Source organism: Streptomyces sp. 3211.6 (genome assembly GCF_003634815.1).
Classification (GTDB): domain Bacteria; phylum Actinomycetota; class Actinomycetes; order Streptomycetales; family Streptomycetaceae; genus Streptomyces; species Streptomyces katrae_A.
On record NZ_RBXC01000001.1, the window covers coordinates 3,090,183 to 3,114,240 of the forward strand.

The following is a 24,058-nucleotide window of genomic DNA, read 5'->3' on the forward strand; positions in this document are numbered from 1 at the left end:
TGCGTGCCGGCCGCCAACCGGCCCGGACCGTACGGTATTGCACCCGCCCGGCACCGGAGGCGCGCCTTCACCCCGTCGGGCCGGTCCGCTCGCCCCTGCGCCTGCCGCGCGCGCGGCGGTCGCGGCGGCCGCCCGGGCCGCGGCGCCGGGCGCGGTCGTCCAGGGCGAGCCACACCCGCACCTCCGTCCCCCCGAGCACGGAGCGCCCCAGCCGTACGTCGCCGCCCGTGGACTCCGCGACGCGGCGCACGATGTCCAGGCCGAGCCCCGTGGAGCCGTCGCGGCCCCCGTCGTTGCCGCGCCGCAGGGCCGCCTCCGGGTCGGCGATGCCGGGGCCCGCGTCGGAGACCAGGACGATCACGGCGTCCCCCGCGTCGTGGACGTCGACCGCGAACGGGGTGGCCTCGGGGGTGTGCCGGAAGACGTTGCCGAGCAGGGCGTCGAGGGCGGCCGCCAGCTCGGGCCGGGCCACCGGCACCCGTACGGTGCGGTCCACGCCCGCGAGCCGCACCTCGCGCCCCTCGTCCTCCGCGAGCGCGGACCAGAAGGCCATCCGGTCGCGGATCACCTCGGACGCATCGCAGCCGGCCGTGGCCGCCGCGGCGGCGGGGGGCCGCTGTTCGCGGGCGGTGCGGATGATGGTGTCGACCTCGCGCTCCAGCTGCTCCACCGCCGCCCGGGTGTGTTCGGCGGCCGGGCCGTCGCCCAGGGAGGCCGCGTTGAGCCGCAGCACGGTCAGCGGGGTGCGCAGCCGGTGGGAGAGGTCGGCGGCGAGTTCCCGCTCGTTGGCGAGGAGTTCGACGACCTGGTCGGCCATCGAGTTGAACGCGACGGCCGCCGAACGCAGTTCCTTGGGCCCCTCCTCGGGCACCCGGGCCCCGAGCCGCCCCTCGCCCAGCTGGTGCGCGGCGTCCGCGAGCCGTTCGGCCGGGCGGACGAGGCGGGCGCCGAGCCGGTCGGCGACCGCCACCGAGCCGACGACCAGGGCGAGGCCGACGCCGGCGAGGATCAGCCAGGCGGTGGCGACCCCGTTGCTGACCTCGCTCTCCGGTACGTAGATCTCGATGACGGCGATGTCCCCGGAGCCGAGGGCGATGGGCTGGAGCAGCGCGGAGCCCCCGCCGGCGGCCCCGGCGGTGGTGGCCCGGCCCATGGAGCGGGTCTCGGCCACCGCGTGCGCGCCCGCCCAGCCGTCGCCGATGTCCACGGGGGCGGCGCCGCCGATGGCGGGGACGTGGACGGCCATCCGCCGGGCGGCGCCCATTTCGGTGGACTCGACGGCCTTGCGCAGCTGGACCGGGTCGGTGGTGATGGACAGGGTCGGCCCCATGGTGGCGGCCTGCCGCTCGGCATTGGAGAAGGCCCGGTCGCTGGCCATCTCCTGCACCACGAGCCCCAGGGGCACCGCGAAGGCCACGGCCACCATGGTGGTGACGGCCAGACAGACCTTGACCAGCGCCCATCTCACAGCGGCGGTTCCAGCTTCACGCCCACGCCCCTCAGCGTGTGCAGGTACCGCGGCCGGGCGGCGGTCTCGCCGAGTTTGCGGCGGAGCCATGACAGGTGGACGTCGATGGTCTGGTCGTCCCCGTACGACTGCTGCCAGACCTCGGCGAGCAGCTCGCGCCGGGCGACGACCACCCCGGGCCGCCCGGCGAGGAACGCCAGCAGGTCGAACTCCCGCCGGGTCAGGTCGAGTACGGCCCCGTCCAGCTCGGCCTGGCGGCGCAGCGGGTCGATGGCGAGCCCGCCGACGCGCAGCACGCGCGGGGGCGGTTCGGCCGCGGCGGCCTGGGAGCGGCGCAGGACGGCGGCCATCCGGGCGGAGAGGTGCTCGACGGAGAACGGCTTGGTGAGGTAGTCGTCCGCGCCGTCGTTGAGGAGCCGGACGATCTCGGCCTCGTCGTCGCGGGCCGTGGCGATGATGACCGGCACGTCGGTGATGCCCCGCAGCATCTTCAGCGCCTCGGAGCCGTCGAGGTCGGGCAGGCCGAGGTCGAGGATGACCACGTCGAAGCGGTGGTGGGCGACCTCCCGCAGGGCCTCCAGCGCCGTGCCGACGCTCCGTACGGTGTGGGAGGCCTCGGTCAGGTGCCGGATCAGGGCGGAACGTACGAACTGGTCGTCCTCGACCACGAGCACACTAGCCATGGGCGCACGGTAGTCCATTCGGGCGACCCCGGGAGGTGCCGGGACGGGTCTGTGACGTGTGGTGCACTATGTGCCCTGATGCGACGAGGACTTGTACATGCCATGGCCTGGGTGGTGGCGACCGCGGCCGCCGTGACCCTGTCGTGGTGGGGTGTGCGCACCGTCATGTCCGGGACGGCCTACGATCCTCCGCTCGCGGTTCCGCTGACGACCCGGCCGCTGTCCTCCTCGACGCGGGGGCCGGAACCGGTGCCGTCGCCGCCGGCCGGGTCCGTGCCGCCCTCGGCCCCGCCCTCGCCGTCCGCACCGGGTTCCTCGTCACCGCCGGTCTCCCCCTCCGCGCCCGCGCGGTCGAAGTCCGCCCCGCCGGCCGGGCAGCAGCGCCCGGTCCAGGAGGCCGGCGGGCAGGGCGGGTCCGGGAACGTGAAGGGGTACTCGGTCTCGGGCGGCCGGGTGGTCTTCGACCTCGGCACCTCCTCCGCCGCCCTGGTCTCGGCGACCCCGGAGGCGGGGTGGCGGGTGCAGGTGTGGAAGCAGGACTTCTGGATCCGGGTCACGTTCACCCGTGACGGCCGCGAGGTGTCGGTGTTCTGCACCTGGCACGACCACCCGCCGACGGTGGAGACCGTCGACCCGTAGCCCCGCCCGGCCCGGCCTGACCTGGCCTAGCGGAACACCGAGGCCGGCGGCTGCGGCGAGGCGGTCGCCGAGGCGTCGGAGACGGGGGGCGCTCCGCCGGTGAAGTCCGTCAGGGCCCGGCCGTGTTCCACCCGGCCCGGGTGCGGGTCGCTCGCCACGCGGCGGGTGAACTCCGCGACCGGCAGCTCCCGGTCGGAGGCCACGAGCACCGCATTGCCGAAACGTTTCCCCCGCCAGACGACGGGATCCGCGGCCAACGCCAGCCGCTCGAAGCGGGAGGCGGCGGTGGCCACCTGGCCCCGCAGGTGCGCCAGTGGGGGCCCGTCGGCGAGGTTGGCCACGTACCACCCGGTGGGCGACAGCGCCCGGCGCACGTCGTCCAGGAACTCGGCGCTGGTCAGGTGCGCCGGGGTGCGGGCCCCGCTGAACACGTCCGCTATGACCAGGTCCGCCCAGCCGTCCGGGACCTTCGCCAGCCCCGCCCGCGCGTCGACCGCCCGGACCCGGACCCGCGCCTGCGGGTCGAGCGGCAGGTGTTCCCGTACGAAGGCCACCAGGGCGGCGTCGACCTCCACCACCTGCTGCGCGGAGCGGGGGCGCGCGGCGGCCGTGTAGCGGGCCAGGGTGAAGGCGCCGCCGCCCAGGTGCACCACGTTCAGGGGCTGCCGGGCGGGGGCGATGAGGTCGATCAGGTGGCCGATGCGGCGCTGGTAGGCGAAGTCCAGGTGCCCGGGGTCGTCCAGGTCGACGTGGGACTGCGGAGCCCCGTCGATCAGCAGGGTCCAGGCGCGGGCGCGCTCGCGGTCCGGGGACAGCTCGGCCAGACCGCCGCCCACCTGCCCGGTGACCGGCTCGGCGGCACCCCGCCGGGCCGCCGCGTCGCGGTTCCTGCCCTTGTCCCTGCCCGTACCCTTGCCTGCCACGCCCCCATTATCGCTGGCCAGAGCTTCACCGGCAGTTGTCGGCCGCCTCGATCAGCCGGGCCGCCTCGCCGAGCGCCGCCCGCAGCACCTCCGGATCGGTGACCGGCCCCACCGCCTCCGGCGGCAGCAGCCAGCCCGTACCGCCCGCGGGGGGCGCGGCGGCCAGGTCGCCGAAGCGCATCCCGCGCCCGTTGGTCTGCGTACAGGCACTGCCCGGCAGGTCCCAGGCGTCGGCGGTGCCGGGCGGGACGAGGAAGCCGAGGGTGTCGCCGGAGCAGTCGTGCAGGACCGGACCGACCGCGGGCACGGCCTGCCCGGCGCCCCGGCGGATGATGTCCACGGCCTCCAGCCCCTGCCGGACCGAGACCGTCACCAGGTCCGGCGCCGGGAAGGGGACCGGGACCGGGGCCGGCGCCGGGGCCGGGGCGGTAAGGGGGGTCGCGCCGGCCTCGGGCGCGGTGTTCGTACCAATGCTGTCCATGCCGGCCTCCACCAAGGGGAACCCCTCCTCGATCCGTATCCGCATGGGTTCAACGCCGCGAAGCGTCAACAGGTGCGGCGGCAAGACGCCGCAAAGGATGGCAGTTCATGGCGGATCGCGGGTGAGATATCCGTTTTGTAGCCAAACACCGCATGAGGCCCCCCTCGCTGGCGGTACGTTCATGCGCGCCGGAGCACCCGACTCCGGGGCGAGCGTGTCCAGAGAGGCAGAGCGTCCATGGCGGCGTCACCCCACTCACCCAACTCCAGCTTCCGCCGGCTGCGCGGAGCGCACTCCCCCGCCGAGTTCGCGGCCATGGTGCGCCGGGCCGCACGGGAGATCGGCGAAACGGTTTCCTGCGACGCCCGCTACATCGGCCGCGTCGAATCGGGCGAGATCCGCTGCCCCAACTACGCCTACGAGCGGGTCTTCCTCCATATGTTCCCCGGCCGCACCCTGGCCGACCTGGGCTTCTCCCCCCGCGAGGCGGTCCGCGGGCGGGCCGCGCAGCGCGCCTTGCCCACCCCGCCCGTCTTCACCCACCTCATCCACCGTTCCAAGGAGAGCGACGTGCTGCGCCGCGCGTTCATGGCGAGCGGCTCCGCGACCGTGGCGGCCGCGACGCTCGGCCTCACCCTGCTCGGCGACAGCCGCCGCATCCCCTCCCGGGCCGGCGAGGCCGAGGCCGCCGCGGTCGAGGACGCCGTGCGCCAGATCCGGCTGCTGGACGACCGGCACGGCGCCGACGCCCTCTACCGGCGGGCCGCCCAGCCCCTGCGCACCGCCTACGCCCTGCTCGACGCGGGAGCCACCCGGCAGTCCACGGAGGACCGGCTGCACGCGGGCGCCGGGGAGCTGGCCGTCTCGGTGGGCTGGCTGGCCCACGACTCCGGCCGCTTCGAGGACGCCCGCTCGCACTACGCCGAGGCCCTGGCCACCGCCCGGGTCGCGGGGGACGCGGGTCTGGAGGCGCACGCGTTCAGCAACATGGCCTTCCTGGCCCGGGACTGCGGCCGCCCCCGCGAGTCGGTACGGGCCGCCCAGGCGGGCCGGCGGGCGGCCCGCTCGCTGGGCTCGCCCCGGCTGCTGTCGCTGCTGGCGCTGCGGGAGGCGGGCGGCTGGTCGGGGCTCGGGGACCGCAGGGCCTGCGAGGAGGCGCTGACGCGGGCGCACACCGAGTTCGCGCGGGGGGCGTGCGCCGCCGACCCGGAGTGGATGTCCTTCTTCGGCGAGGCCGAGCTGGAGTCCCTGGAGTCCCGCTGCTGGGCGGCGCTCGGGGAACACGCCCGCGCGGCGCGACACGCCCGCCGGGCGGCCGACCTCCAGGACCCGCACTTCGCGCGGAACGTGGCCCTCTACACCGCCGAGCTCGCCGACGACCTGGCCCGCGCAGGGGCGCCCGACGAGGCCGCCTGGGCGGGCGGGCGGGTGCTCGACCTGCTCGCGGAGGTCCAGTCGACCCGGATCCGCGCCATGCTGGCGGGCACCGCCCGCACCCTGGTCCCGCACCAGCGCTCCCCACGCGTCGGCACCTTCCTGACCCGCCACGCCCAGGCACAGGCGTAGACGCGGGCCCGGGCCCGGGCCGGGCACAGGCACAGGCCGAGGTCCGGACGCAGGCCCGGACGGAGGCCCGGGCGCAGGCCGAGGTCCGGACGCAGGCCCGGACGGAGGCCCGGGCGGGACGGTCGGCCGGGGGCTACCCGTCCAGGTGCCCCGTGTCGTTCCAGCGCTCCAGGGCCGGCGCCCCGTACGCCCAGCCCAGGACCGACAAGGAGGTCGGGTCCAGGCGGATGCGCGCGCCGAAGGAGGCCTCGAAACCCAGCCAGCGGGCGGCGAGGGTGCGCAGGACGTGCCCGTGCGCGAAGACCAGGACGTCCCGCTCGGCCGAGCGCGCCCAGGTGACCACCTCGTCCGCGCGGGCGGCGACGTCGGCGACGGCCTCCCCGCCGGGCACCCCGTCGCGCCAGATCAGCCAGCCCGGCCGGACCGCCTGGATCTCGGCCGGGGTCATCCCCTCGTAGTCGCCGTAGTCCCACTCCATGAGGGTGTCCCACGGCTCGGCCTGCGCCCCGAAGCCCGCCAGGTCACAGCTCTCGCTCGCCCGGACCAGCGGACTGGTGCGCACCTCCAGGCCGCGCAGCGAGCTCCAGGGCTCGCCGGCGAGCCGCTCGCCCAGCCGCTTCGCCCCCTGCCTGCCCTCCTCCAGCAGGGGCACGTCCGTGCGCCCGGTGTGCTTGCCGAGCAGGGACCATGCCGTCTGGCCGTGGCGGGCCAGCAGGATGCGCGGGGCCATCAGCGTTTCTCCCGGTCCGTGGTGGTTCGCCCTGGCATGCGCGAATCCGTCGTCCCACCATCATCGCCGACGAGAACGGGGGGCGACTCCGCCCGCCCGGCGATGGCCCGGTTCCGCGCGTACGGCCGGCCGCGACGGCGAGAACCGGTCCGTTTCGGCCGTAGGTCCACGATTGTCAGTGGCGGATGGGACACTTCCGCCCGTGAGCTCCTACCCGCCCAGCGGCCCGCCCCAGACGACGACACTGCGGCAGCGGCTCGCTGACCTGCGCGGCCCCGCCGTGCCGCCCCGTCCGCTCGACGCCCGGGCGCTCGCCGCGCTCGCCGCGAACCCGGGCTGCGGCAGACGGGCGCTCCTCGACGGCGCCGGAGTGGACAAGACGGCCCTGGCCGCGGCCCTCGGCACACCGGCGGCTTTCGGCCAGTCGCAGTTCGCGATCATCCGCGGGAACTCCTTCGAGGCCAAGGTCAAGGGCGACGGCGGAGCCGAACTGCTGCGCCTGGTGCACGCCCGCCTCGGCGCAGGGGCCGAGCCGCCCGGGTCCGGCGCCCGGGTGCCCGACCTCACCGCCGCCGGACCGGAGGGCCGGGCCGCCCGGACCGCGCTGGCCCTGCGGGAGGCCACCGCCGCGCGGACGTGGACCCTGCTGGACCATCCGATGCTGGCCCTGGAGGTGGCGGGCACCCCCGCCTACCTGGAACCGGACGCCGTCGTGGTGCACCCCGACGGCCGCTGGACCGTCGTGGAGATCAAGTCGTTCCCGATGATCGACGGAGCCGCCGACGCCGCGAAGGTGGGCGCCGCCGCCCGGCAGGCCGCCGTCTACGTGCTGGCCCTGGAGCAGACCGCCGCGAAGCTGTCCGGGGCCGAGGTGGACCACCGGATCCTGCTGGTCTGCCCCAAGGACTTCTCCAACCTGCCCACCGCCGAACCCGTGGACGTCCGCCGCGAACGGGCCGTCACCCGCCGCCAGCTGGAGCGGCTGACCCGGATCGAGGACCTGGCCGCCGGCCTGCCCGACGGGCTCTGCTTCGACCCCGCCCGCCCCGCCGAGGAACTGACCGAGGCCGTCGCCGCGGTCTCCGCCGCCTACGCCCCCGAGTGCCTGGCCGCCTGCGAGCTGGCCTTCCACTGCCGCGAGCGCTCCCGCGCCGCCGGGGAGCCCGCCGCGCTCGGCCGGTCCGTACGCGGTGAGCTGGGCGGGCTGGCCGGCGTCGAGGAAGCCCTCGCGGCCGCCTCCGGCGCGGGCCCCGACGGCGACCCCACCGCGGACGCGCTGCGCCGGGCGGCCCGGCTGCGCGCCGAAGCCCTGGAGCAGGCCGCCGCCCGCCCCCCGTACCAGGCCCCGGAGACCCCCGAATGCCCCTGCTGAGCACCCTCGCCCGGCTGGAGGCGGTCCGCGCGGGCCGCGCCCGGCCGCTGGCGACCGTACGCCACCGCCACCTGGGCGCCGAGCCGCTGGTCCTCGTACCGCTGACCACCGCCGGTGAGGCCGGGGCCCCGCTCGGGGCGATGCTGGGCACCGACCGGAACGAGCCGCGGATCCTCGTCATACCGCAGCCCCGCGACCGGGACCTGCGCTGGGAGTTCCTCGGCGAGCTGGCACGGCTGCTGATGCCCTACATCGAGGCCTACGAGGACGTCGTCGAGCCCGCCGAGCGGTCCGAGACCGACCCGGAGACCGGCCGCAGGACCAAGGTCGAGGCCGAACTGTGCGTGGACGCGCCGCAGATCGTCGTACCGAGCCGGGCAGGCATCGAGTACGTACGGCTGCTGGGCCGCTCGATGCGGTTCCGCCGGACCGCCGAGGAGGACCCCGAGAACCCGTACCCGGCGCCCTCCCGGGTCCCGCTGCTGGGCCGCTGGCTCACCCACCTCGCCGAACGCTCCCGGGTGCCCGGCTCCTCCATGCTGCTGGCCGCCACCGACCTGCTCTCCCGGCACTGGGCGACCGGCCAGAGCAGCCTGGAGGACCAGCACCTGGGCTCCCTGCTGGCCTGGATCGCCCCGCCCGAGGGCGTCCGCGGCGCCGAGTGGGCGCTGCGGATGGAGCTCGGCCGGGACCAGGACGGACAGTTGCTGTGCCCGCCGGCCGGCCCGGCCACCGACCCCGCCTTCGACAACCGGCTGCTGGCCCCGGCGATCGCGAAGTTCGACGCGGCGCGCGCGGCGGGCGAGCCCCGCGACGGGGACACCGCGCGGCTCGCCGAGCGGGCGGTCCGGCGGCTGGTGCTGGGGCAGATGGAGAACACCTGGTGGCAGACGTGGGAGGCGATCGACCTGCTGCGCACCCTGCCGCCCGGCGAGCGGACCGAGGAGCGCTGGACCCGCGACCGCTGGTCCTTCACCGGCCACCGCGACCGGGTCCGCGCGGGCGAACCGCCGCAGCCGCGCCGCGACGACGCGGTGACGGCGGCCCAGAAGCTCGCCACGCGGGAGACCGAACAGGTACGCCTCGACGCCCAGGAGGCCCTGGACGACCCCCTCGTCATGGCGGAGCGGCGGTTCGCGGGCGAGGCCTTCGCCGGTGAGGTCACCGAGGTGACGATGGAGTGGACCGAGGGCAAGCGGCCCCGCCCGCGCCCGCTGCTGACGGTGGCCACCGACGACCGGCCGCAGCTCGCGGACGAAGGCGGCGGCAAGGTGTTCCGCTCCCTGGACGGCCGCCAGCAGGCCTTCGAGTTCGTCGGCCGCGCGGAGGACGGCCGGCTGCTGCTGCGGGTCCTCGACAAGATGGGCGCGGGCCGGGAACCGGCGGCGGGCTCGGTGCCGGAGAAGGGCGACCGGGTGTGCTGGACCCTGTTCGAGCACGACGCGCGCGGCGGACCGAAGCTGCCCGACCCGGAGAACACCCCGTGGACGCACGGCGGCCCGCCGGGATCCGCGACCGCCCCCGCCCTGGACGCCGTGACCGACGAGGACCTCCTGTGACCACCGCCTTCGACCCGGGCGCGGCCGCCGACCGGGCGACCGCCGCCATCCTCCACGACACCCTGCACGGCACCGAGCGGGGCGTGGTCGTCGACTCCCCGCCCGGGGCCGGCAAGTCGACACTGGTGGTGCGCGCGGCCCGGGAGCTGGCCGCCGCCGGGCGCCGGCTGATGGTGGTCGCACAGACCAACGCGCAGGTCGACGACCTGGTGCTGCGGCTCGCCGAGAAGGACCCGGAGCTGAAGGTCGGCCGACTGCACAGCAGCGACGCCGACGCCTACGACCCGGCCCTGCGCGACCTGCCGTCGGTCACCCTCTCCGCCAGACCGGCCGACCTGGCCGAACTGCCCGTCACCATCTCCACGGCCGCGAAGTGGGCTTACGTGAAGGCGGAGCCCTGGGAGCACGCGATCGTGGACGAGGCGTACCAGATGCGCTCCGACGCGCTGCTCGCCGTGGCCGGGCTGTTCGAGCGGGCCCTGTTCGTGGGCGACCCGGGGCAGCTGGACCCGTTCAGCGTGGTCGGCGCGGAGCAGTGGGCCGGGCTGTCCTACGACCCCTCCGCCTCGGCGGTGAGCACCCTCCTCGCCCACAACCCCCAACTGCCGCAGCACCGGCTCCCGGTGTCGTGGCGGCTCCCGGCGACGGCCGCGCCGCTGGTCTCGCGCGCCTTCTACCCGTACTCGCAGTTCCGCAGCGGCACCGGCCCGGGCGAGCGGCGGCTCGCGTACGGGGTCCCGTCGGACGGCTCCGGCCCGGACCGGGTCCTGGACGAGGCGGCCGAGGCGGGCTGGGGCCTGCTGGAGCTCCCCGCCCGGCACACCCCGCGCACCGACCCGGAGGCGGTGGGGGCGGTGGCCCTGGTGGTCCGCCGCGCCCTGGACCGCGGGGCGGTCACCTCGGACGAGCGCTCCCCGGCCCCCGCGCCCCTGACCGCGTCCCGCATCGCGGTGGGCACCGCGCACCGCGACCAGGCGGCGGCGGTCCGCACGGCTCTGGGCGCCCTCGGCGTCACGGGCGTCACGGTGGACACCGCGAACCGCCTCCAGGGCCGCGAGTACGACCTCACGGTGGTCCTCCACCCCCTGTCGGGCCGCCCCGACGCGACCGCCTTCCACCTGGAGACGGGCCGCCTCTGCGTCCTGGCTTCCCGCCACCGGCACGCCTGCGTGGTGGTGGCCCGGGCGGGCATCGCGGAACTCCTGGACGACCACCCGTCCACGGAACCGGTCCAGCTGGGCGCGACGATCAAGTTCCCGGACGGCTGGGAGGCCAACCACTCGGTCCTGTCCCACCTCGCCGAACACCGCGTGGCCTGGCGGCCGTAGGCGCCTACTTGCGGGTGGCGCCGAAGTTCCGGCGGAGGGTTTCGCCGACCTCGGCGAAGGTGCGCAGCTGATCGGGCGTCAGGATGTCGATCAGGTGGCGGCGTACGGATGCGACGTGGCGCGGGGCCGCCTCGGTGATCGCGTCCACCCCGGCGCCGGTGAGCACCACTTCCGCGCCCCGGCCGTCGGAGGCGACCTCCTCGCGGCGCACCAGGCCGCGCTGTTCCATGCGGGTGAGCTGATGGGACAGCCGGCTGCGGGACCAGCTCATCAGGCAGGCGAGCGCGGTGATGCGCATGCGGTGGCCGTCGGTGGAGCCGAGCACCGACAGGACGTCGTAGTCGGCTTCGGAGAGCGCGCTGTCCTGCTGGAGGTCGCGGGCGATCTCGGCGTTGACGAGGGGGAACATCCGACGCCAGGCGTACCAGGCGTCCTGCTCGGACTCGGTGAGCCAGCGGGGGTGGGCGGACTCGGGCACTTCGGTCATGGGAGCAGACTAACCAGTTTGGTGACACATCACCTACCTAGTTGACACATCACGCACCGTCGAGTTGTCTATATGACACGTCAACAACAAGACTCCGTGCGCACCATCACCTCCGCACCGAACGGGAGTTCACGTCATGACCCGCCTGCACGTCATCTACGCCGCGCACCGCCCCACCTCCGCCGGCGGCCCCCTCGCCCGCTGGGTGGCCGACCTCGCCCGCGAGCACGGCTCCTTCGAGGTGACCCCGGTCGACCTCGCCGAGGTCGCCCTGCCGTTCCTGGACGAGCCGGAGTTCCCCTCCAGCGGCAACTACGTCCACCGGCACACCCTCGACTGGAGCGCGCTCATCGACTCCGCCGAGGCGTTCGTGTTCGTCCTGCCGATGTACAACGGCGGCTTCACCGCCCCCTTCAAGAACGCCGTCGACTTCCTCTACCGCGAGTGGCAGGGCAAGCCGGTCGGCATCGTCAGCTACAGCGCGGGCGGCACGGGCGGCGCCCCGGCCGCCGAGATGCTGCTGCCGGTGCTCACCCAGGTCGGCATGGTGCCCGCGGCCCGCTCGGTGGCGGTCCCCGGCGTCCTCGGCCTGCTCGGCGCCGACGGCTTCGCCGCGCCGGAGGGCCTGACGGCCGAGGTGTCGGGCGTGCTCGACGACATCGCGGCGCTGGTGAAGGAGCCCGCGACGGCGTGACGCCCGGCACCCTTGCCAGGCGTTGGACAATGGAGGGTGGCCCGGAGGAATTTCGTACGCGCAGGAGGACACGCATGGCAGAGCCCGAGCGGACCGAGCGGAGGCAGCGGCCGGCACCGCTGCTCTTCGAGCCCTCGGAAGCCGTCGCGGACCCGGAGCACTTCTTCGACCTGGAGTCGATCGAGGATCCGCGGGAGCTGCTGGCGCGCGCGACCGAGCTGACGCTGGCCTTCCGGGCCGCGCAGAACCGGGCGGAGGAGTTCCAGGCCCTGGCGGCGGCCCAGCTGGCCGACCCCCGCCGCTTCGACCGCCTCTCCCCGTCCGCGATCGCCGAGGCGGCGGAATGGACCGAGGACTACGCCCGCCGCATGATCGAATTCGGCGAAGACCTCCAACGCGGCACCCCACCGGAGTCCTGACCCCGCGGGGGGTGGTGGGGGGGTGCTCCCGCCCGGCGGTGCCGGAATGCCGACCGGAGCCGGGAAGGCCGGGACCGCCGCGAGGTGGGTGGGCAAACACCGGCCCGCCCCCGGCCCCTCGAGGGGGCGATGGCCCGCCCCGAGCGCCGCGCAAAATACCGCACCTACCCCCCTCCTGTCCCGGTTTTCGGTAACTCGTGGGAACCGACACACTACGCGCGGTAGACATTGGCATATGACGATCCTGACGACGGCCACCGGCTGCACCGCCCTCGACGGCATCGACGCGCGTACCGCGCCCGCCACGCAGGTCACCCCGCAGGGCGCCGCCTGGCTGGCCTCCGCTTCGGCGCAGCCGGGGAGCACCCTCGCCGTGTGGGAGGGGCGGCCCGACGCTCACGCCGTGCTGCCGTGCGGGACCGCCTTCGACGTCGTCAACGTTCCGCTCGTGCTCGGCCGGCGCATGCTCGACCTGCTCTGGGAGCGCGGGCCCGGGTCGGGGCCGGCCGCCGTGCACCGGGGGCGGATGCTGCTCTTCGCCTCGCCCGGGACGGCCCACCGGCTCCCCGCGCTGCTCGCCTGGGAGGAGTGGGGGCCGACCGCACCGGCCCCGGCGCCCCTGTGCCACGGTCACGGCGACGCCGTGACCGTGCCTCCGCTGCGACCCGGTTCCGGGCCCTCCCGGTGGCTGGTGGCGCCGGACACGCGGATGCCCTGGCTGCCCGGTCCGGACTGCCTGCTGTGGGCGTTCCTGCACGCCGCACGGGGTCCGGCCCCGGTATCGATTTTTGGTTCGGCGGATCCGGATGCTAATGTCTACGACGTCAGCAAGCGCCGCTAGCTCAGTTGGTTAGAGCAGCTGACTCTTAATCAGCGGGTCCGGGGTTCGAGTCCCTGGCGGCGCACAGACGGGAGAAGGCCCCCACTCATCGAGTGGGGGCCTTCTTCGTGTCCGGGCGTCCCGGGGCGGGCGCGGCGTCAGGTCGTGATCTTCACCGTGTACGCCCCCGACGGTGTCCGGTCCGCCACCTCGATGGTGATCCGCTCCCCCGGCACGGTGAAGGTCTCCCCCACCTCCAGCGGCGCGTCCGCCAGCGGCGGGTACACCGAGCGGTCCCAGCAGGCCTCCGTGCGCGGGTGGCCGTCCAGCACCTCGATGGGGCCGCCGCCCGAGGCCGCCTCGTTGTGGACCCGGTAGACCAGGACCCCCTCCGTGCAGGTGTCCCCGTCGTTGCCGGCGGAGCCGCGCGCCTCGACCGCGATGGCGCTGCCGGGGCCCGTACGGATCACCGCGAGGCGGGTGCCGCCCGTGGCTCCGGGCTGCAGGGGCTGCGAGAGCGGCTGGAGGGTGTGCAGGGAGGTGCCGGAGCGCACGCAGTCGACCTGGGAGGCGTCCAGCCAGCCCAGCTTCCACTTCTGCCATCCGAACAGGTCCGGGGCCATCCCGAACTGGCTGCCCATGACGTCCCAGTCGCCGACGTACGTGTCCCAGTCGCCCTTGCCGTCCGTCGGGCGGTGGTAGAGGTCGGGCAGGTCGAAGACGTGCCCGGTCTCGTGCGCCAGCACGTTGCGGTCGGGCGGGTGCCGCTCGAAGACGGTGACGATCCGCCTGAGGTCGGTGCCGTCGGCGCGCAGGGGGCGGTCGAAGTTGACGACCTTGGTGGCGTCGGAGTCCACGCCCGGGGCGTTGGGGTCGGCGACGAAGTACACGATGTCGTACCGGCTGAAGTCCACCGACGGGTCGGCGGCGGCCACCGCGTCCCGCAGGTAGGCGGCCCGGGCGTCCGGGGCCCAGTCGCGCTGTATCCCGTACGCGGTCGACGGGCGGGGCATCCGGACCCACTGCTGCTGCGGGTGCGGGACCAGCCGGAAGCGGCCGTAGGAGGCCCGCTCGAAGAAGTCGCTGGTCGCCGGGAAGTAGTCGGCGGCCAGTTCCCGGGGGGTGACGGCGGTCTGGTGGTCGGGGAAGGAGAGGAAGACCATCACCGCGTTGAGGGTGCGCACCGGCTTGGGGTAGGCCCGGTTCCAGGTGTCCAGGCCGAGGGAGTGGTGTGCGGCCGTGCGGGTCAGTGCGCAGGGCCCGCCGGTGGCGGGGCTCGCGGCCACGGCGGGTCCCGCGACGAGCGACATGGCGGCGAGCGCCGTCATCGAGGTGAGGATGGCCGCCGTACTTCGCAAGCGGGAGCGGTCCACTCCCCCGGGTGTCAGCTGTCGCGGCACATCGACCTCCGGTAGTGGATTCGTCCTGTTCCATCCACCTTGAGGCGATTGTCTTACTTATGCGCGGTTCCCCTGCCCCACACGAGTGAGCACTACGGCAAGCTGGTGACCTCCGGGGTTCACGCACATACTTACGGAACGTCACGACCGGTCACCCGGGATCAGACCTGGACCCGGTGCGCTCACGGGCGTGCGGAATCGGTCATCCACCGACGGCCGACGGGGCGTCAGAGACCGGCCGACGGGACGTCAGCACGGCGACGGCCCGTGCCCCACACGGCGACGCCGCTGGATAGGGCCTCCGGCAGCCTCTATGATCGGCACACTTTCCTGCACCGACACTCACGAACACTGCGGGAGCCAAGGGTGAACGGAAGCTCAGACGGAACCGGTTCGGCAGCCGACAGCATCCGATCGGCCCTTACGGAGCGTCACCCAGCAGTGCCGGCCGTGCCGGGCATGTCCGCGCCGTCGTCACGGCTCGCGGCCGCTGCCCCGGCCGGCGACACCGCCAGGGCCGACGCCGGCATCGGAACCGGCACCGGCACCGGCACCGACGTCAGGGCGGCCGGGGTGATCGGCAGTGCGGCGGCGGGCGAAGCCCGCGACTACCGGGCCGCCTTCGACGCGGCCCACCTCGCCATGGCCCTCGTCGGCCGCGGCGGCGACGTCATCGCCGCCAACCGGGCGCTGGCCGCCCTGCTGGGCAGCGAGCCGCACGAGCTCACCGGGCAGTGCGCCGCCGACCTGGTGGACCTGGCCGCCGAGGCCCGCACCTGGCAGGCCTACCAGGAGGTGCTGCGCGGACGGCAGGCCCGGCTGCGCTGCACCCGCCGCCTCAAACACCCCGACGGGCACTCGCTGTGGACCGAGGTCACCCTGGGCCCCGTGCCCGGCACGCCGGACGTCCTGCTGTCCGTCGCCGACATCAGCGACCGGCGCGACCTCCAGGCCCGGCTCCGCCACCTCCAGATGCACGACCCGGTGACCCGCCTGCCCAACCGGGCGCTCTTCTTCGAGCGGCTTTCGGCGGCCCTGGAGTCCTCCGCGTACGGCAGCGGCGGGACGGGCCGGATCGGCCTGTGCTACCTGGACCTCGACGGGTTCAAGGCCGTCAACGACACCCTGGGCCACCGGGTCGGAGACCGGCTGCTCACCGCCGTCGCGGCCCGGCTGACGCAGTGCGCCGACCAGTCCGGGTACGGGCGTTCGGGCGGGCACCTCGTGGCCCGGCTCGGCGGCGACGAGTTCGCGCTGCTGGTGGAGGACTCCACCGGCACCGAACAGCTCGCCGAGCTCGCGCGCAGCGTGCTGGCCGCCGTCCAGGAGCCCTTCGACCTGGCCGGGCAGCGGCTCTCGGTGTCCGCGTCGATCGGCGTGGTGGAGCGGGACGCGGCCGGGACCTCGGCGACGGGCCTGATGCAGGCGGCCGACACGACCCTGTACTGGGCGAAGGCCGACGGCAAGGCCCGCTGGACCCTCTTCGACCCCGAGCGCAACGCGCACCGGATGACCCGGCAGGCCCTGTCGAGCTCGCTGCGCCCGGCCGTGGAGGGCGGCGAGTTCGAGCTGGAGTACCAGCCGCTGGTGGACCTGGAGAGCGGGGTGGTGCGCGGGGTGGAGGCCCTGGTGCGCTGGAACCACCCGCAGTTCGGGACGTTGACGCCGAATCGGTTCATCGGGATCGCCGAGGAGGACGGGTCGATCGTGCAGCTGGGCCAGTGGGTGCTGCGTACGGCCTGCCGGCAGGCGCGGCGCTGGCAGATCGAGCAGCCCAGCGACTCCCCGGTGTTCGTGTCGGTGAACGTGGCCGTGCGCCAGGTGTGGGACTCGGACCTGGTGGGCGACGTCGCGGAGATCCTCGCCGAGACGGGGCTGGCCCCGCAGCTGCTCCAGCTGGAGCTGACGGAGTCCGCGGTGATGGGTTCGGCGGGGCGGCCCCTGCAGGCCCTCCAGGCGCTCAGCGACATGGGCGTGCGGATCGCGATCGACGACTTCGGCACCGGGTACTCGAACCTGGCCTACCTGTCGCGGCTGCCGGTGTCGGTGCTCAAGCTGGACGGGTCCTTCGTGCGCGGCTTCCGCTACGAGGAGGGCACGCATCCGAACCCGGCCGACGAGACGATCGTGGAGGCCCTGGTGCAGCTGGCGCACCGGCTGGGGCTGACGGTGACCGCCGAGTGCGTGGAGACCGCCGGCCAGGCGGCCCGGCTGCGGCGGGTGGGGTGCGACACCGGTCAGGGCTGGCTGTACTCGCGCGCGGTGGCCCCGGAGCGGATCGCCGAGATGATCAGCGCCCGTCCGGACGTCTCCGGGCTCTGAGGGGCGCCCCTCCCGGGCCGGTGGCGCCGGGCGCACGGCCGCCCCCGGCCCGGGAGGGGCGCGGGGGCGGCCGGCGCTCGGCGCCGGGTGGGGGGATCAGCAGGCGCCGAGGTCCTTCCAGACGCCCCATTCACCGGTGGTGCCGGGCACCTCGTTCTGCGTCCACCACTGGGCCTTCCACTTGTGGCCGTTGTACGCGACCTCGCTGCCGCCGGTGTAGACCTGGCCCGCGACGTACGCCGGGGTGCTGCCGCAGCCGGTGCCGGGCGGGGTGGTCGGGGGCGTCGTGGGCGGGGTGGTGGGCGGCGTCGTCGGCGGGGTGGTGGGGGGCGTGGTGGCGCCGCCGAGGGCGTCGTTGATCTGGTTCAGCAGGGTGGTCTTGTCGTCCAGGCCGAGCAGGGAGTACATCATCGCGCCGGCCAGGCCGCGGCTCTTGCCGTAGTCGACCCGGGCCTGGATGGACTTCTGGTTCAGGCCGGTGAAGAACTCGCCGTCCTTGTAGAAGTACGAGGCCTTGGCCTGGTCGTCCCAGAAGGTGGTGGCCGGGTTGTCGACGATGCCGCCGAGTTCCTTGTAGTTGGCGATGCCGGCCTGCTGGGAGGTGGGGCGGGCGCCCGAGGGGCCGGTGGCGGTCTGGGCGAGGCCGTTGGCGGTGCCGGCGGGGACGCCCTTCCAGCCGCGGTAGTAGAACTCGTAGCCCAGGGTCAGCTTGTTCGCGGGGAAGCCGCCCGCGATGCCGTAGGCCGGGTTGCCGTCGAGCCAGGAGTCGATGGCGTTCTTGATGCCGTACTTCTGGGTGCCGGGCGCGATCGGGTCGGTCGGGTCGGCGGGCGAGTCCAGCAGCGGGGACTGGTGGTAGGTCGGCCCGTCGCCGTCCCAGGCGCCGTGCATGTCGTACGTCATGATGTTCGCGTAGTCGAGGTACGAACCGATCTTGTCCGTCTCGATGTACTTGATCTTGTCCTGGCCGGCCGGGAGGGCCGCGGTCAGCAGGTACTTCTTGCCGCCGTTGGCCTGGCCGTAGGCGTCGAGCTGGTCGCGGAACTCCTTGAGCAGCAGGGTGAAGTTCTGCTTGTCCTCGGGGGCGTAGTGGTTGCCGAGGTGGCCGCCGGAGGAGCCCGGGTACTCCCAGTCGATGTCGATGCCGTCGAAGATGCCGGCCGCCGCGCCGGGGCCGCCGTAGCCGTCGGCCTTGGGGAGGTTGCCCTTGATGTACTGGTCGATGCAGGAGGACACGAACTTCTTGCGGGAGGCGTCGGTCTTCGCCGCGTCGCTGAAGTACTTGGAGTAGGTCCAGCCGCCGATCGATATGTTGATCTTCAGGTTGGGGTACTTCGCCTTCAGCTGCTTGAACTGGTTGAAGACGCCCACGATCGGCTGGTCCCACTTGTCGGCGACCCCGCTGACGCTGTCGGCCGCGCCGAAGGACTTGCTGTAGTCGGCGTACGAGTCGCCCGCCCCGTCACCGGCGTTGGGGTTGTTGTCGTCCCCGGCCGCCTTGTTCGCCTCGAAACAGGTGAGGTCGGTGGGGTGGATGTTGCCGAACGAGTAGTTGATGACGTCGAGCTTGCCCGCGATGCCCCGGGTGTCCAGGTGCTTGGGGTAGAACGCGTTGCCGTACACGCTCCACTGGTCGTAGTAGGCGATCCGCACGCCGCCGGCGGCGGTTCCGGAGGCGGTGGCCGTGGCGGCGGCCTGGGCGGTGCCGATTCCCGCGAAGGCGGCCAGTGCCCCGGCCGCCAGCGCGGCCGTGGCGGCGGCCGCGACGAGGGGTTTACGGATGTGCATGAACTGCCTCCGGGGGGTGGGGGGGGAGGGCATCAGCTTCGGGTGAGAGAAGTGATAGCGATCACGACACACCCCAGTCAATGGTTTGGACCAAATAAGGACTAGACCACTGAGCCGGTAAATCCCCTCGTCAGAGGCACGGGCGCACAGCAGGAACCGCCCGCCACCCCGGGTGACGAGCGGTTTAAGGATGCCTTAGGTCACGCTCCGGCAAGCTTTCGGCAACAAACCAGCCAAACCCCGTTCTCCTGCGTCCGGTTGGAATCGAGCCCGGAACTAGGCGGTCACGGGCATGCTGTACGCATCTGCGACGAGCTCGTACGAGCGCAGCCGGGCCGCCCCGCCGTGCGCGTTCGCGGTCAGCATCAGCTCGTCCGCGCCCGTCCGCTCCACCAGCGCGTCGAGGCCCGAGCGGACCTCGTCGGGGGTGCCGTGGACGATGTTCGCGAGCCAGCCGTCCACGAACTCCCGCTCCAGCGGCGAGAACGGGTACGCGGCCGCCTCCTCCGGCGTCGGGACCAGCCCGGGCCGGCCGCTGCGCAGCCGGAGCATCGACAGTGCGCCGGTGAGCACCTGCGCGCGGGCCTGTGCGCCGGTGTCGGCGGCGAGCGCCGACACCCCGATCAGGGCGTACGGGGCGTCCAGCACGGCCGAGGGCCGGAAGCTCTGCCGGTAGAGGTCCAGGGCGGGCAGGGTGCCGGCGGCGGAGAAGTGGTGGGCGTAGGCGAACGGCAGTCCGAGCTCCCCCGCCAGGCGGGCGCTGAAACCGGACGAGCCCAGGAGCCAGATCGGGGGCCGGGCGGCGGGCCCCTGCACCGGGCCGGGCACGGCGTGCACGCGGGCGTACGGGTGCCCGTCGGGGAAGTCGTCGTCGAGGAAGCGGGTCAGTTCCGCGAGCCGCCGGGGGAACTCGTCCGCCGCCTCGTCCAGCCGTCCGGGCCCGCGCAGCGCGGCGGCCGTGCGGGGGTCGGTGCCCGGCGCCCGGCCCAGCCCGAGGTCGACCCGGCCCGGGGCCAGGGCTTCGAGGGTGCCGAACTGCTCGGCGACGGCCAGCGGCGCGTGGTTGGGCAGCATGACCCCGCCCGAGCCGAGGCGGATGCGGGAGGTGTGCGCGGCGAGGTGGGCCAGGATCACCGCCGGGGAGGAGCTGGCGACCCCGGGCATGGAGTGGTGCTCGGCGACCCAGTGGCGGTGGTAGCCGCGGGACTCGGCGAGCCGGGATATCTCCACGCTGGTGCGCAGGGAGGCGCGGGCGGTGCTGCCGCTGCCGACGGTGACCAGGTCGAGGACGGACAGTGGCACCGGCGCCGAACCCCGGACGACCCCGCGGACGGGGCCGGCCGCGGCGGCTTCCGGCGCGGCGGGGGCGGTGGGTCCCGTGGCGTGGGGTCCCGTGGCGTGGGGTCCCGTGGCAGCGGCTCCCGTACCCTCGGGGGCCGTTGCCCCAGGGCCCGTGGCCTCGGTGTCGCTCATCGTCGTCGCTCCCGTTCCGTCCGGCTGGTACGCCCCGCCGGGCGCCCGTACGGAGAAGGGGAACGGGGAGCGGCCGCCGGGCATTCCCGGCAGACGGCACAGGTCCATGACCGTGGCATATGCCACGCGAATAGACCAGGCCAGAGGAGCTTGATTAAGCCATCAATCTCCTCAACAGACGCTCCACACGGGCTCCTTGATGGCTATCGTGGTAGAGCAAGCGGTAACAACCTGGTAGGGGGAAACCGTGGCGCTGAAGCCCGAGCCGACCGCGCCGTTCCACTCGGTGCAGTACGCCCTGCGCGTACTCGAAACGATCTCGCGGCACACCGGCGGTGTGACCGACGTACAGATCGCGCGTGAGACCGGCCTGCCCGCGGTCCATCTCACCCCGATGCTGCTCATGCTGCGCCGGGAAGGGTACGTGCTCCAGGTCTCCGACGGCGCCTACGCCATAGGGGACTCCCTCGTCCTGCTCGGGTCCGGGTCCGACCGCCAGCAAGCCCTCCAGGAGAAGCTCCAGGACACCCTGGACCGGCTGCGCGACTCGGTGGGCGTGGCCGTCTACATCAGCCGCTACGTGGACGGCGAGGTCCGGATCACCCAGTTCGCGGACAGTCCGCGCACCCCCAAGGTGCACGAGTGGGTCGACTTCCGCTCGGCGGCGCACGCCAGCGCGGTCGGCAAGTGCCTGCTCACCCAGCTCGACCAGAACGGGCGGCGCGACCACCTGTCCCGGCACAAGATCGCCCGGCTGACGTCGAAGACGATCGTGAACGAGCGGATCCTGTTCTCGAAGCTGGACAGCCAGCCGGCCACCGTGCCCGTGCTGGACCTCCAGGAGTACGCCGTGGGCACGGTCTGCGCGGCGGTGCCGATCACGGCCGGGGCGGCCGTGGGCTGCCTGGCCCTGTCCATGCCCGTCGAGCACGCGCACCGGCTGCGCGCCGCCGCCGACGAGCTGAACCGGAAGGCCGCGCCACTGCTGCTGTCGCTCACGCTCTGAGGGACGGGCGGACGGGGGCGGGGAGGGCGTGGCGTGGGGTGCTGCGCGCTGTGGGTTGCGTGACCCGGGGGCCTGCCACCCCGGTTCGGAAAGCACTTCGGGCGGTTCCCGGTGAACCGGAAACCGCCCGAAGATCAGGTGCGCCGCCAGGGACTCGAACCCCGGACCCGCTGATTAAGAGTCAGCTGCTCTAACCAACTGAGCTAGCGGCGCTTGCTGACAGAGAAAATACTACCTGGTCCCGAGGGGTGCTCCAAACCAGATCCGCGCGGTCACCAGGAGAGGGCCGCGATCTCGGTCCCGTCGGGGGTGCGGACCCGGACGGTGCCGGTGTCCCCGTAGACCTCGTGGCGCCAGTCCGCGAAGACCTGCGCGACCCGGCGGGCGTCCTCGCCGAGGCCCTTGCCGACGGAGCCGGTGGTGAAGACGACCCGGGCCTCGGAGGTCCCGCCCGTCTTGCGGACCCGGACCTCCTTGAGGCTGCCGGGCGGCATGAGCGAGTCGGCGCGGGTGCGGTGGCGGGCGTAGTAGGCGCCGAGGTCGCCGGTCATGTCGTACCAGCCGTCCACCACCGGGCAGGGGCGGGCGGAGCCGGCGGGCGCCGCGCCACCGCCGTCGGTGGGCGGGCCGGGGGTGCCGGGGTCCTGGTCGGTGGGGGGCTGAGGGGTGCCCGTGTCCTCGTCGGTGGGCGGGCCGGGGGTGCCCGTGTCCTCGTCGGTGGGGGGCTGGGGGGTGCCCGGGTCCTCGTCGGTGGGGGGCTCGGGGGCCGTGGCGGTGCGGTCCTCCGTCGGGAGGTCCGCGACGGCCGGGCCGCAGGTCGTGGCGGCCGGGAGCGGGCCGGGCGGCGGGGCCGCCCGGCCCGTCACGTGCGTCCCGCAGGCCGCCAGGGCCAGGCTGAGGACCAGGGCCGCCGCGGCCGCCCAGGCCTTCGCGGCCGACGGCGTGACGGGTGGTGTGGCGGGTGGCGTTGCGGGTGGTGTGGCGGGTGGTGTGGTCGTCATGGGAACCCCCCTCCCCAGGGAAGAGGGCCGCGCGGCGCCTCCGGTTCCGTTCAGCGCTCCAGCAGGTCCCGGCGCCCCTGGTCCTCGTACGTCGAGAGCAGCGCCTCCAGGGCCGGCCCGTCGAGCGGGCGGTAGACGCCGGCGACTCGGTGCCAGACGGGTTCGGGGCACAGGAACCCGGCCCGGCGCAGGCCGGCCCGGTGGACCTTGTTCGTCGCCGTGACGGGCATCGCGTCGAGGATCCGCACGTAGCGCGGGGCCATCTTCGTCCCCAGGTCCGGCTGGGCGGCGAGGAACGCGGCGAAGGCCCCCGGGTCGAAGGACGCGCCCTCGCGCAGGGCCACGGCGGCCATCACCTGGTCCCCCGCCACCTCGTCCGGGACCGCGTACACGGCGACGGCCGTCGCGGCCTCCCAGCGGGCCAGGATGTTCTCGATCATCGCGGCGGCCAGGTTCTCGCTGTCGACGCGCAGCCGGTCGTCCGCGCGGCCCGCGAAGTAGAGGAAGCCGTCGGGGTCCCGGAAGAACAGGTCGCCCGTCCAGTACCAGCCTCCCCCGGGCTCCGTCCGGGGGTGCGCCGAGCGGGTGCGGGCGGCCTCGGCCTCGGGGTTGCGCCAGTAGCCCTCGAAGTGGCTGCGGCCGCGGTTGACCAGCTCGCCTATGGCCTCGTCGCCGTTGCGCAGGCGGCCGCGCGCGTCCAGGAGGGCCGGGGGGCATTCGCGGCCCGTCTCCGGATCGACGACGGCCAGGTCGTCGCCCGCGCCGGCCCGGCCGAGGGCGCCCGGCGGGGTGTCGGGGGTGTTCCCCCCGCTACCGCCGGGAGGTGCCCCCAGGATCGAGGCGCCGCCCTCGGTGGCCCCGTACCCCTCGACCAGCCGGACCCCGAACCGCTCGGCGAAGCGGGCCGCGTCCACGGCCCCGGCCTCGGTGCCGAAGCCGAGGCGCAGGGTGTGCTCGCGGTCGTCGGGGCGCGGGTCGGTGGCGAGGAGGTACTGGACGGCACGGCCGACGTAGGTGAAATAGGTGGCCCCGTAGCCGCGCACGTCGTCCAGGAACGCGGAGGCGGAGAAGCGGCGGCGCAGGGCGACGGGGGCGCCGGCGACGACGGCGGGCAGCCAGCAGGCCATGACGGCGTTGCCGTGGAAGAGGGGCATGCAGACGTAGTGGACGTCGTCGGGGGTGACGCGGAACCGGCGGGCGAGGGAGTGGCCCGCGGCGGCGAGGCGGCCCTGGCTGCAGATGGCGGCCTTGGGGGCGCCGGTGGAGCCGGAGGTGAAGTAGAGGAGCAGCCGGCTGTCGGGGCGGGGGCCGCCGGGGCGGACGTGGGCCTCGCCGGGCTTGGCGGCGGCGTAGGGGGCGAGCAGGGCCTCGTACTCCTCGGTGCCGGTGACGAGGATCCGTACGCCGGGCAGGTCGAGGCCGCGCAGGAGCGGGAGGTGGGCGGGCTCGGTGACGAGGAGGCGGCAGTCGGTGTGGAGGATGTCGCGGGCCAGCTCGGGGCCGCGGCGGGTGGGGTTGATCCCGGCGACGGCGGCCCCGGCGAGGGCCGCCGCGCCGAGCCAGAAGGGGAACTCGGGGGTGTTGTCGAGCAGCACCCCCACGTGCGGCTCCGCCCCCGGCGGCAGGAGGTCGGTGAGGAGCGCGGCGCGGGCGGCCGCCTCCTGGGCGGTGCGGTGGCGGGTGAGGACGGTGGCCGGCGTCCGGGTGGCCCCGGGGCCGGCCTCCGCGCCGTACTTCAGCCCGGGCCGGTGGTCGCCCCACTGGCGCGCGATGAGCTCCGCGACGGTTCCGGGGGCGGGTGCGGGGTCGGGTTCGGGGTCGGGGTCGGGTTCGGGGTCGGGGTCGGGGTCGGTGATGGTGGTCGTCGTCGTCCGCATGCCGCCGGAGGGTAACTGACGT

At 74.4% G+C, this 24,058-nt stretch carries 21 protein-coding genes and 2 tRNA genes; 11 read left to right on the forward strand and 12 right to left on the reverse strand.

Going from position 1 to position 24,058, the window contains the following annotated elements; all coding sequences use genetic code 11:
* Positions 1-67: 67 nt before the first annotated feature.
* Together BX286_RS14135 and BX286_RS14140 are read right to left on the reverse strand one after the other, a co-directional pair.
* Positions 68-1,468, reverse strand: coding sequence for a HAMP domain-containing sensor histidine kinase (locus BX286_RS14135; RefSeq protein ID WP_079427161.1), 1,401 nt, complete (start codon positions 1,466-1,468; stop codon positions 68-70).
* Entirely contained in the window at positions 1,465-2,151 is a 687-nt protein-coding gene (locus BX286_RS14140) for a response regulator transcription factor (protein WP_185117278.1), read from the reverse strand. The genes BX286_RS14135 and BX286_RS14140 overlap by 4 nt, the downstream gene beginning before the upstream one ends.
* Positions 2,152-2,229: 78 nt before the next feature.
* Between BX286_RS14140 and BX286_RS36555 the strand changes: the two genes are divergently transcribed.
* Positions 2,230-2,790 carry a hypothetical protein gene (locus tag BX286_RS36555; RefSeq protein WP_079427165.1) on the forward strand — a complete coding sequence of 187 codons (561 nt, stop codon included), beginning with the start codon at positions 2,230-2,232 and terminating at the stop codon, positions 2,788-2,790.
* 26 nt (positions 2,791-2,816) lie between these two features.
* Here BX286_RS36555 and BX286_RS14150 read toward each other — a convergent pair whose 3' ends face one another.
* Positions 2,817-3,713 carry a spermidine synthase gene (locus BX286_RS14150; protein WP_079427167.1) on the reverse strand — a complete coding sequence of 299 codons (897 nt, stop codon included), beginning with the start codon at positions 3,711-3,713 and terminating at the stop codon, positions 2,817-2,819.
* Positions 3,714-3,738: 25 nt separating this feature from the next.
* Positions 3,739-4,194, reverse strand: coding sequence for a hypothetical protein (locus tag BX286_RS14155; protein WP_121017640.1), 456 nt, complete (start codon positions 4,192-4,194; stop codon positions 3,739-3,741).
* Positions 4,195-4,431: 237 nt separating this feature from the next.
* Here BX286_RS14155 and BX286_RS14160 point away from each other — a divergent pair, with 237 nt between their 5' ends.
* Positions 4,432-5,760, forward strand: a complete 1,329-nt coding sequence (locus BX286_RS14160) for a transcriptional regulator (RefSeq protein ID WP_079427172.1) — start codon at positions 4,432-4,434, stop codon at positions 5,758-5,760.
* Between the two features lie 133 nt (positions 5,761-5,893).
* Here BX286_RS14160 and BX286_RS14170 read toward each other — a convergent pair whose 3' ends face one another.
* Complete coding sequence (locus BX286_RS14170; RefSeq protein ID WP_079427174.1) at positions 5,894-6,490, reverse strand: histidine phosphatase family protein; 597 nt, start codon at positions 6,488-6,490, stop codon at positions 5,894-5,896.
* A gap of 202 nt (positions 6,491-6,692) precedes the next feature.
* On the opposite strand from BX286_RS14170, the gene BX286_RS14175 reads away from it, so the two are divergent.
* The 3 genes from BX286_RS14175 to BX286_RS14185 are packed head-to-tail and all read left to right on the forward strand — an operon-like array spanning position 6,693 to position 10,749.
* Positions 6,693-7,862, forward strand: a complete 1,170-nt coding sequence (locus BX286_RS14175; RefSeq protein WP_100863614.1) for a hypothetical protein — start codon at positions 6,693-6,695, stop codon at positions 7,860-7,862.
* The gene (locus BX286_RS14180; protein ID WP_079427178.1) at positions 7,850-9,421 is read left to right on the forward strand and encodes a hypothetical protein; all 1,572 of its coding nucleotides are present in this window, start codon (positions 7,850-7,852) and stop codon (positions 9,419-9,421) included. Before BX286_RS14175 ends, BX286_RS14180 begins: the two co-directional genes overlap by 13 nt.
* Positions 9,418-10,749, forward strand: coding sequence for an AAA domain-containing protein (locus BX286_RS14185; protein WP_100863612.1), 1,332 nt, complete (start codon positions 9,418-9,420; stop codon positions 10,747-10,749). The genes BX286_RS14180 and BX286_RS14185 overlap by 4 nt, the downstream gene beginning before the upstream one ends.
* 4 nt (positions 10,750-10,753) lie before the next feature.
* On the opposite strand, the gene BX286_RS14190 is transcribed toward BX286_RS14185, so the two are convergent.
* A complete protein-coding gene (locus tag BX286_RS14190; RefSeq protein WP_079427182.1) occupies positions 10,754-11,236 on the reverse strand; it encodes a MarR family winged helix-turn-helix transcriptional regulator in 483 nt (160 codons plus the stop codon).
* A 136-nt stretch (positions 11,237-11,372) separates the two neighbouring features.
* On the opposite strand from BX286_RS14190, the gene BX286_RS14195 reads away from it, so the two are divergent.
* The 4 genes from BX286_RS14195 to BX286_RS14210 all read left to right on the forward strand — a co-directional run bounded on the left by BX286_RS14195 (position 11,373) and on the right by BX286_RS14210 (position 13,254).
* Entirely contained in the window at positions 11,373-11,930 is a 558-nt protein-coding gene (locus BX286_RS14195) for an NADPH-dependent FMN reductase (protein WP_121015071.1), read from the forward strand.
* Positions 11,931-12,004: 74 nt separating this feature from the next.
* Positions 12,005-12,349, forward strand: coding sequence for a hypothetical protein (locus BX286_RS14200; RefSeq protein WP_079427186.1), 345 nt, complete (start codon positions 12,005-12,007; stop codon positions 12,347-12,349).
* Positions 12,350-12,584: 235 nt separating this feature from the next.
* A complete protein-coding gene (locus BX286_RS14205; RefSeq protein WP_107438258.1) occupies positions 12,585-13,190 on the forward strand; it encodes a bifunctional DNA primase/polymerase in 606 nt (201 codons plus the stop codon).
* Positions 13,181-13,254, forward strand: a tRNA-Lys gene (locus BX286_RS14210). Before BX286_RS14205 ends, BX286_RS14210 begins: the two co-directional genes overlap by 10 nt.
* Before the next feature lie 73 nt (positions 13,255-13,327).
* On the opposite strand, the gene BX286_RS14215 is transcribed toward BX286_RS14210, so the two are convergent.
* Positions 13,328-14,569 (reverse strand): M6 family metalloprotease domain-containing protein, encoded by a 1,242-nt coding sequence (locus BX286_RS14215; RefSeq protein ID WP_100863609.1) that lies wholly within the window; start codon positions 14,567-14,569, stop codon positions 13,328-13,330.
* Between the two features lie 366 nt (positions 14,570-14,935).
* On the opposite strand from BX286_RS14215, the gene BX286_RS14220 reads away from it, so the two are divergent.
* A complete protein-coding gene (locus BX286_RS14220) occupies positions 14,936-16,891 on the forward strand; it encodes an EAL domain-containing protein (protein WP_187344138.1) in 1,956 nt (651 codons plus the stop codon).
* A 96-nt stretch (positions 16,892-16,987) separates the two neighbouring features.
* Here the strand turns inward: BX286_RS14220 and BX286_RS14225 are convergent, their stop codons facing one another.
* Complete coding sequence (locus BX286_RS14225; RefSeq protein ID WP_121015072.1) at positions 16,988-18,679, reverse strand: glycosyl hydrolase family 18 protein; 1,692 nt, start codon at positions 18,677-18,679, stop codon at positions 16,988-16,990.
* Between the two features lie 276 nt (positions 18,680-18,955).
* Positions 18,956-20,278, reverse strand: coding sequence for an LLM class flavin-dependent oxidoreductase (locus BX286_RS14230; protein WP_261993419.1), 1,323 nt, complete (start codon positions 20,276-20,278; stop codon positions 18,956-18,958).
* Between the two features lie 121 nt (positions 20,279-20,399).
* Between BX286_RS14230 and BX286_RS14235 the strand changes: the two genes are divergently transcribed.
* On the forward strand, positions 20,400-21,158 hold the full coding sequence (locus BX286_RS14235; protein ID WP_121015073.1) for an IclR family transcriptional regulator: 759 nt from the start codon (positions 20,400-20,402) through the stop codon (positions 21,156-21,158).
* 139 nt (positions 21,159-21,297) lie between these two features.
* On the opposite strand, the gene BX286_RS14240 is transcribed toward BX286_RS14235, so the two are convergent.
* From BX286_RS14240 to BX286_RS14250, 3 genes are all read right to left on the reverse strand, one after another.
* A tRNA-Lys gene (locus BX286_RS14240) sits at positions 21,298-21,371 on the reverse strand.
* A 59-nt stretch (positions 21,372-21,430) separates the two neighbouring features.
* Positions 21,431-22,159: a hypothetical protein gene (locus BX286_RS14245; RefSeq protein WP_148710270.1), complete on the reverse strand. Its 729-nt coding sequence runs from the start codon at positions 22,157-22,159 to the stop codon at positions 21,431-21,433.
* 50 nt (positions 22,160-22,209) lie between these two features.
* The gene (locus tag BX286_RS14250) at positions 22,210-24,036 is read right to left on the reverse strand and encodes an AMP-binding protein (protein WP_121015075.1); all 1,827 of its coding nucleotides are present in this window, start codon (positions 24,034-24,036) and stop codon (positions 22,210-22,212) included.
* Positions 24,037-24,058 lie beyond the last annotated feature (22 nt).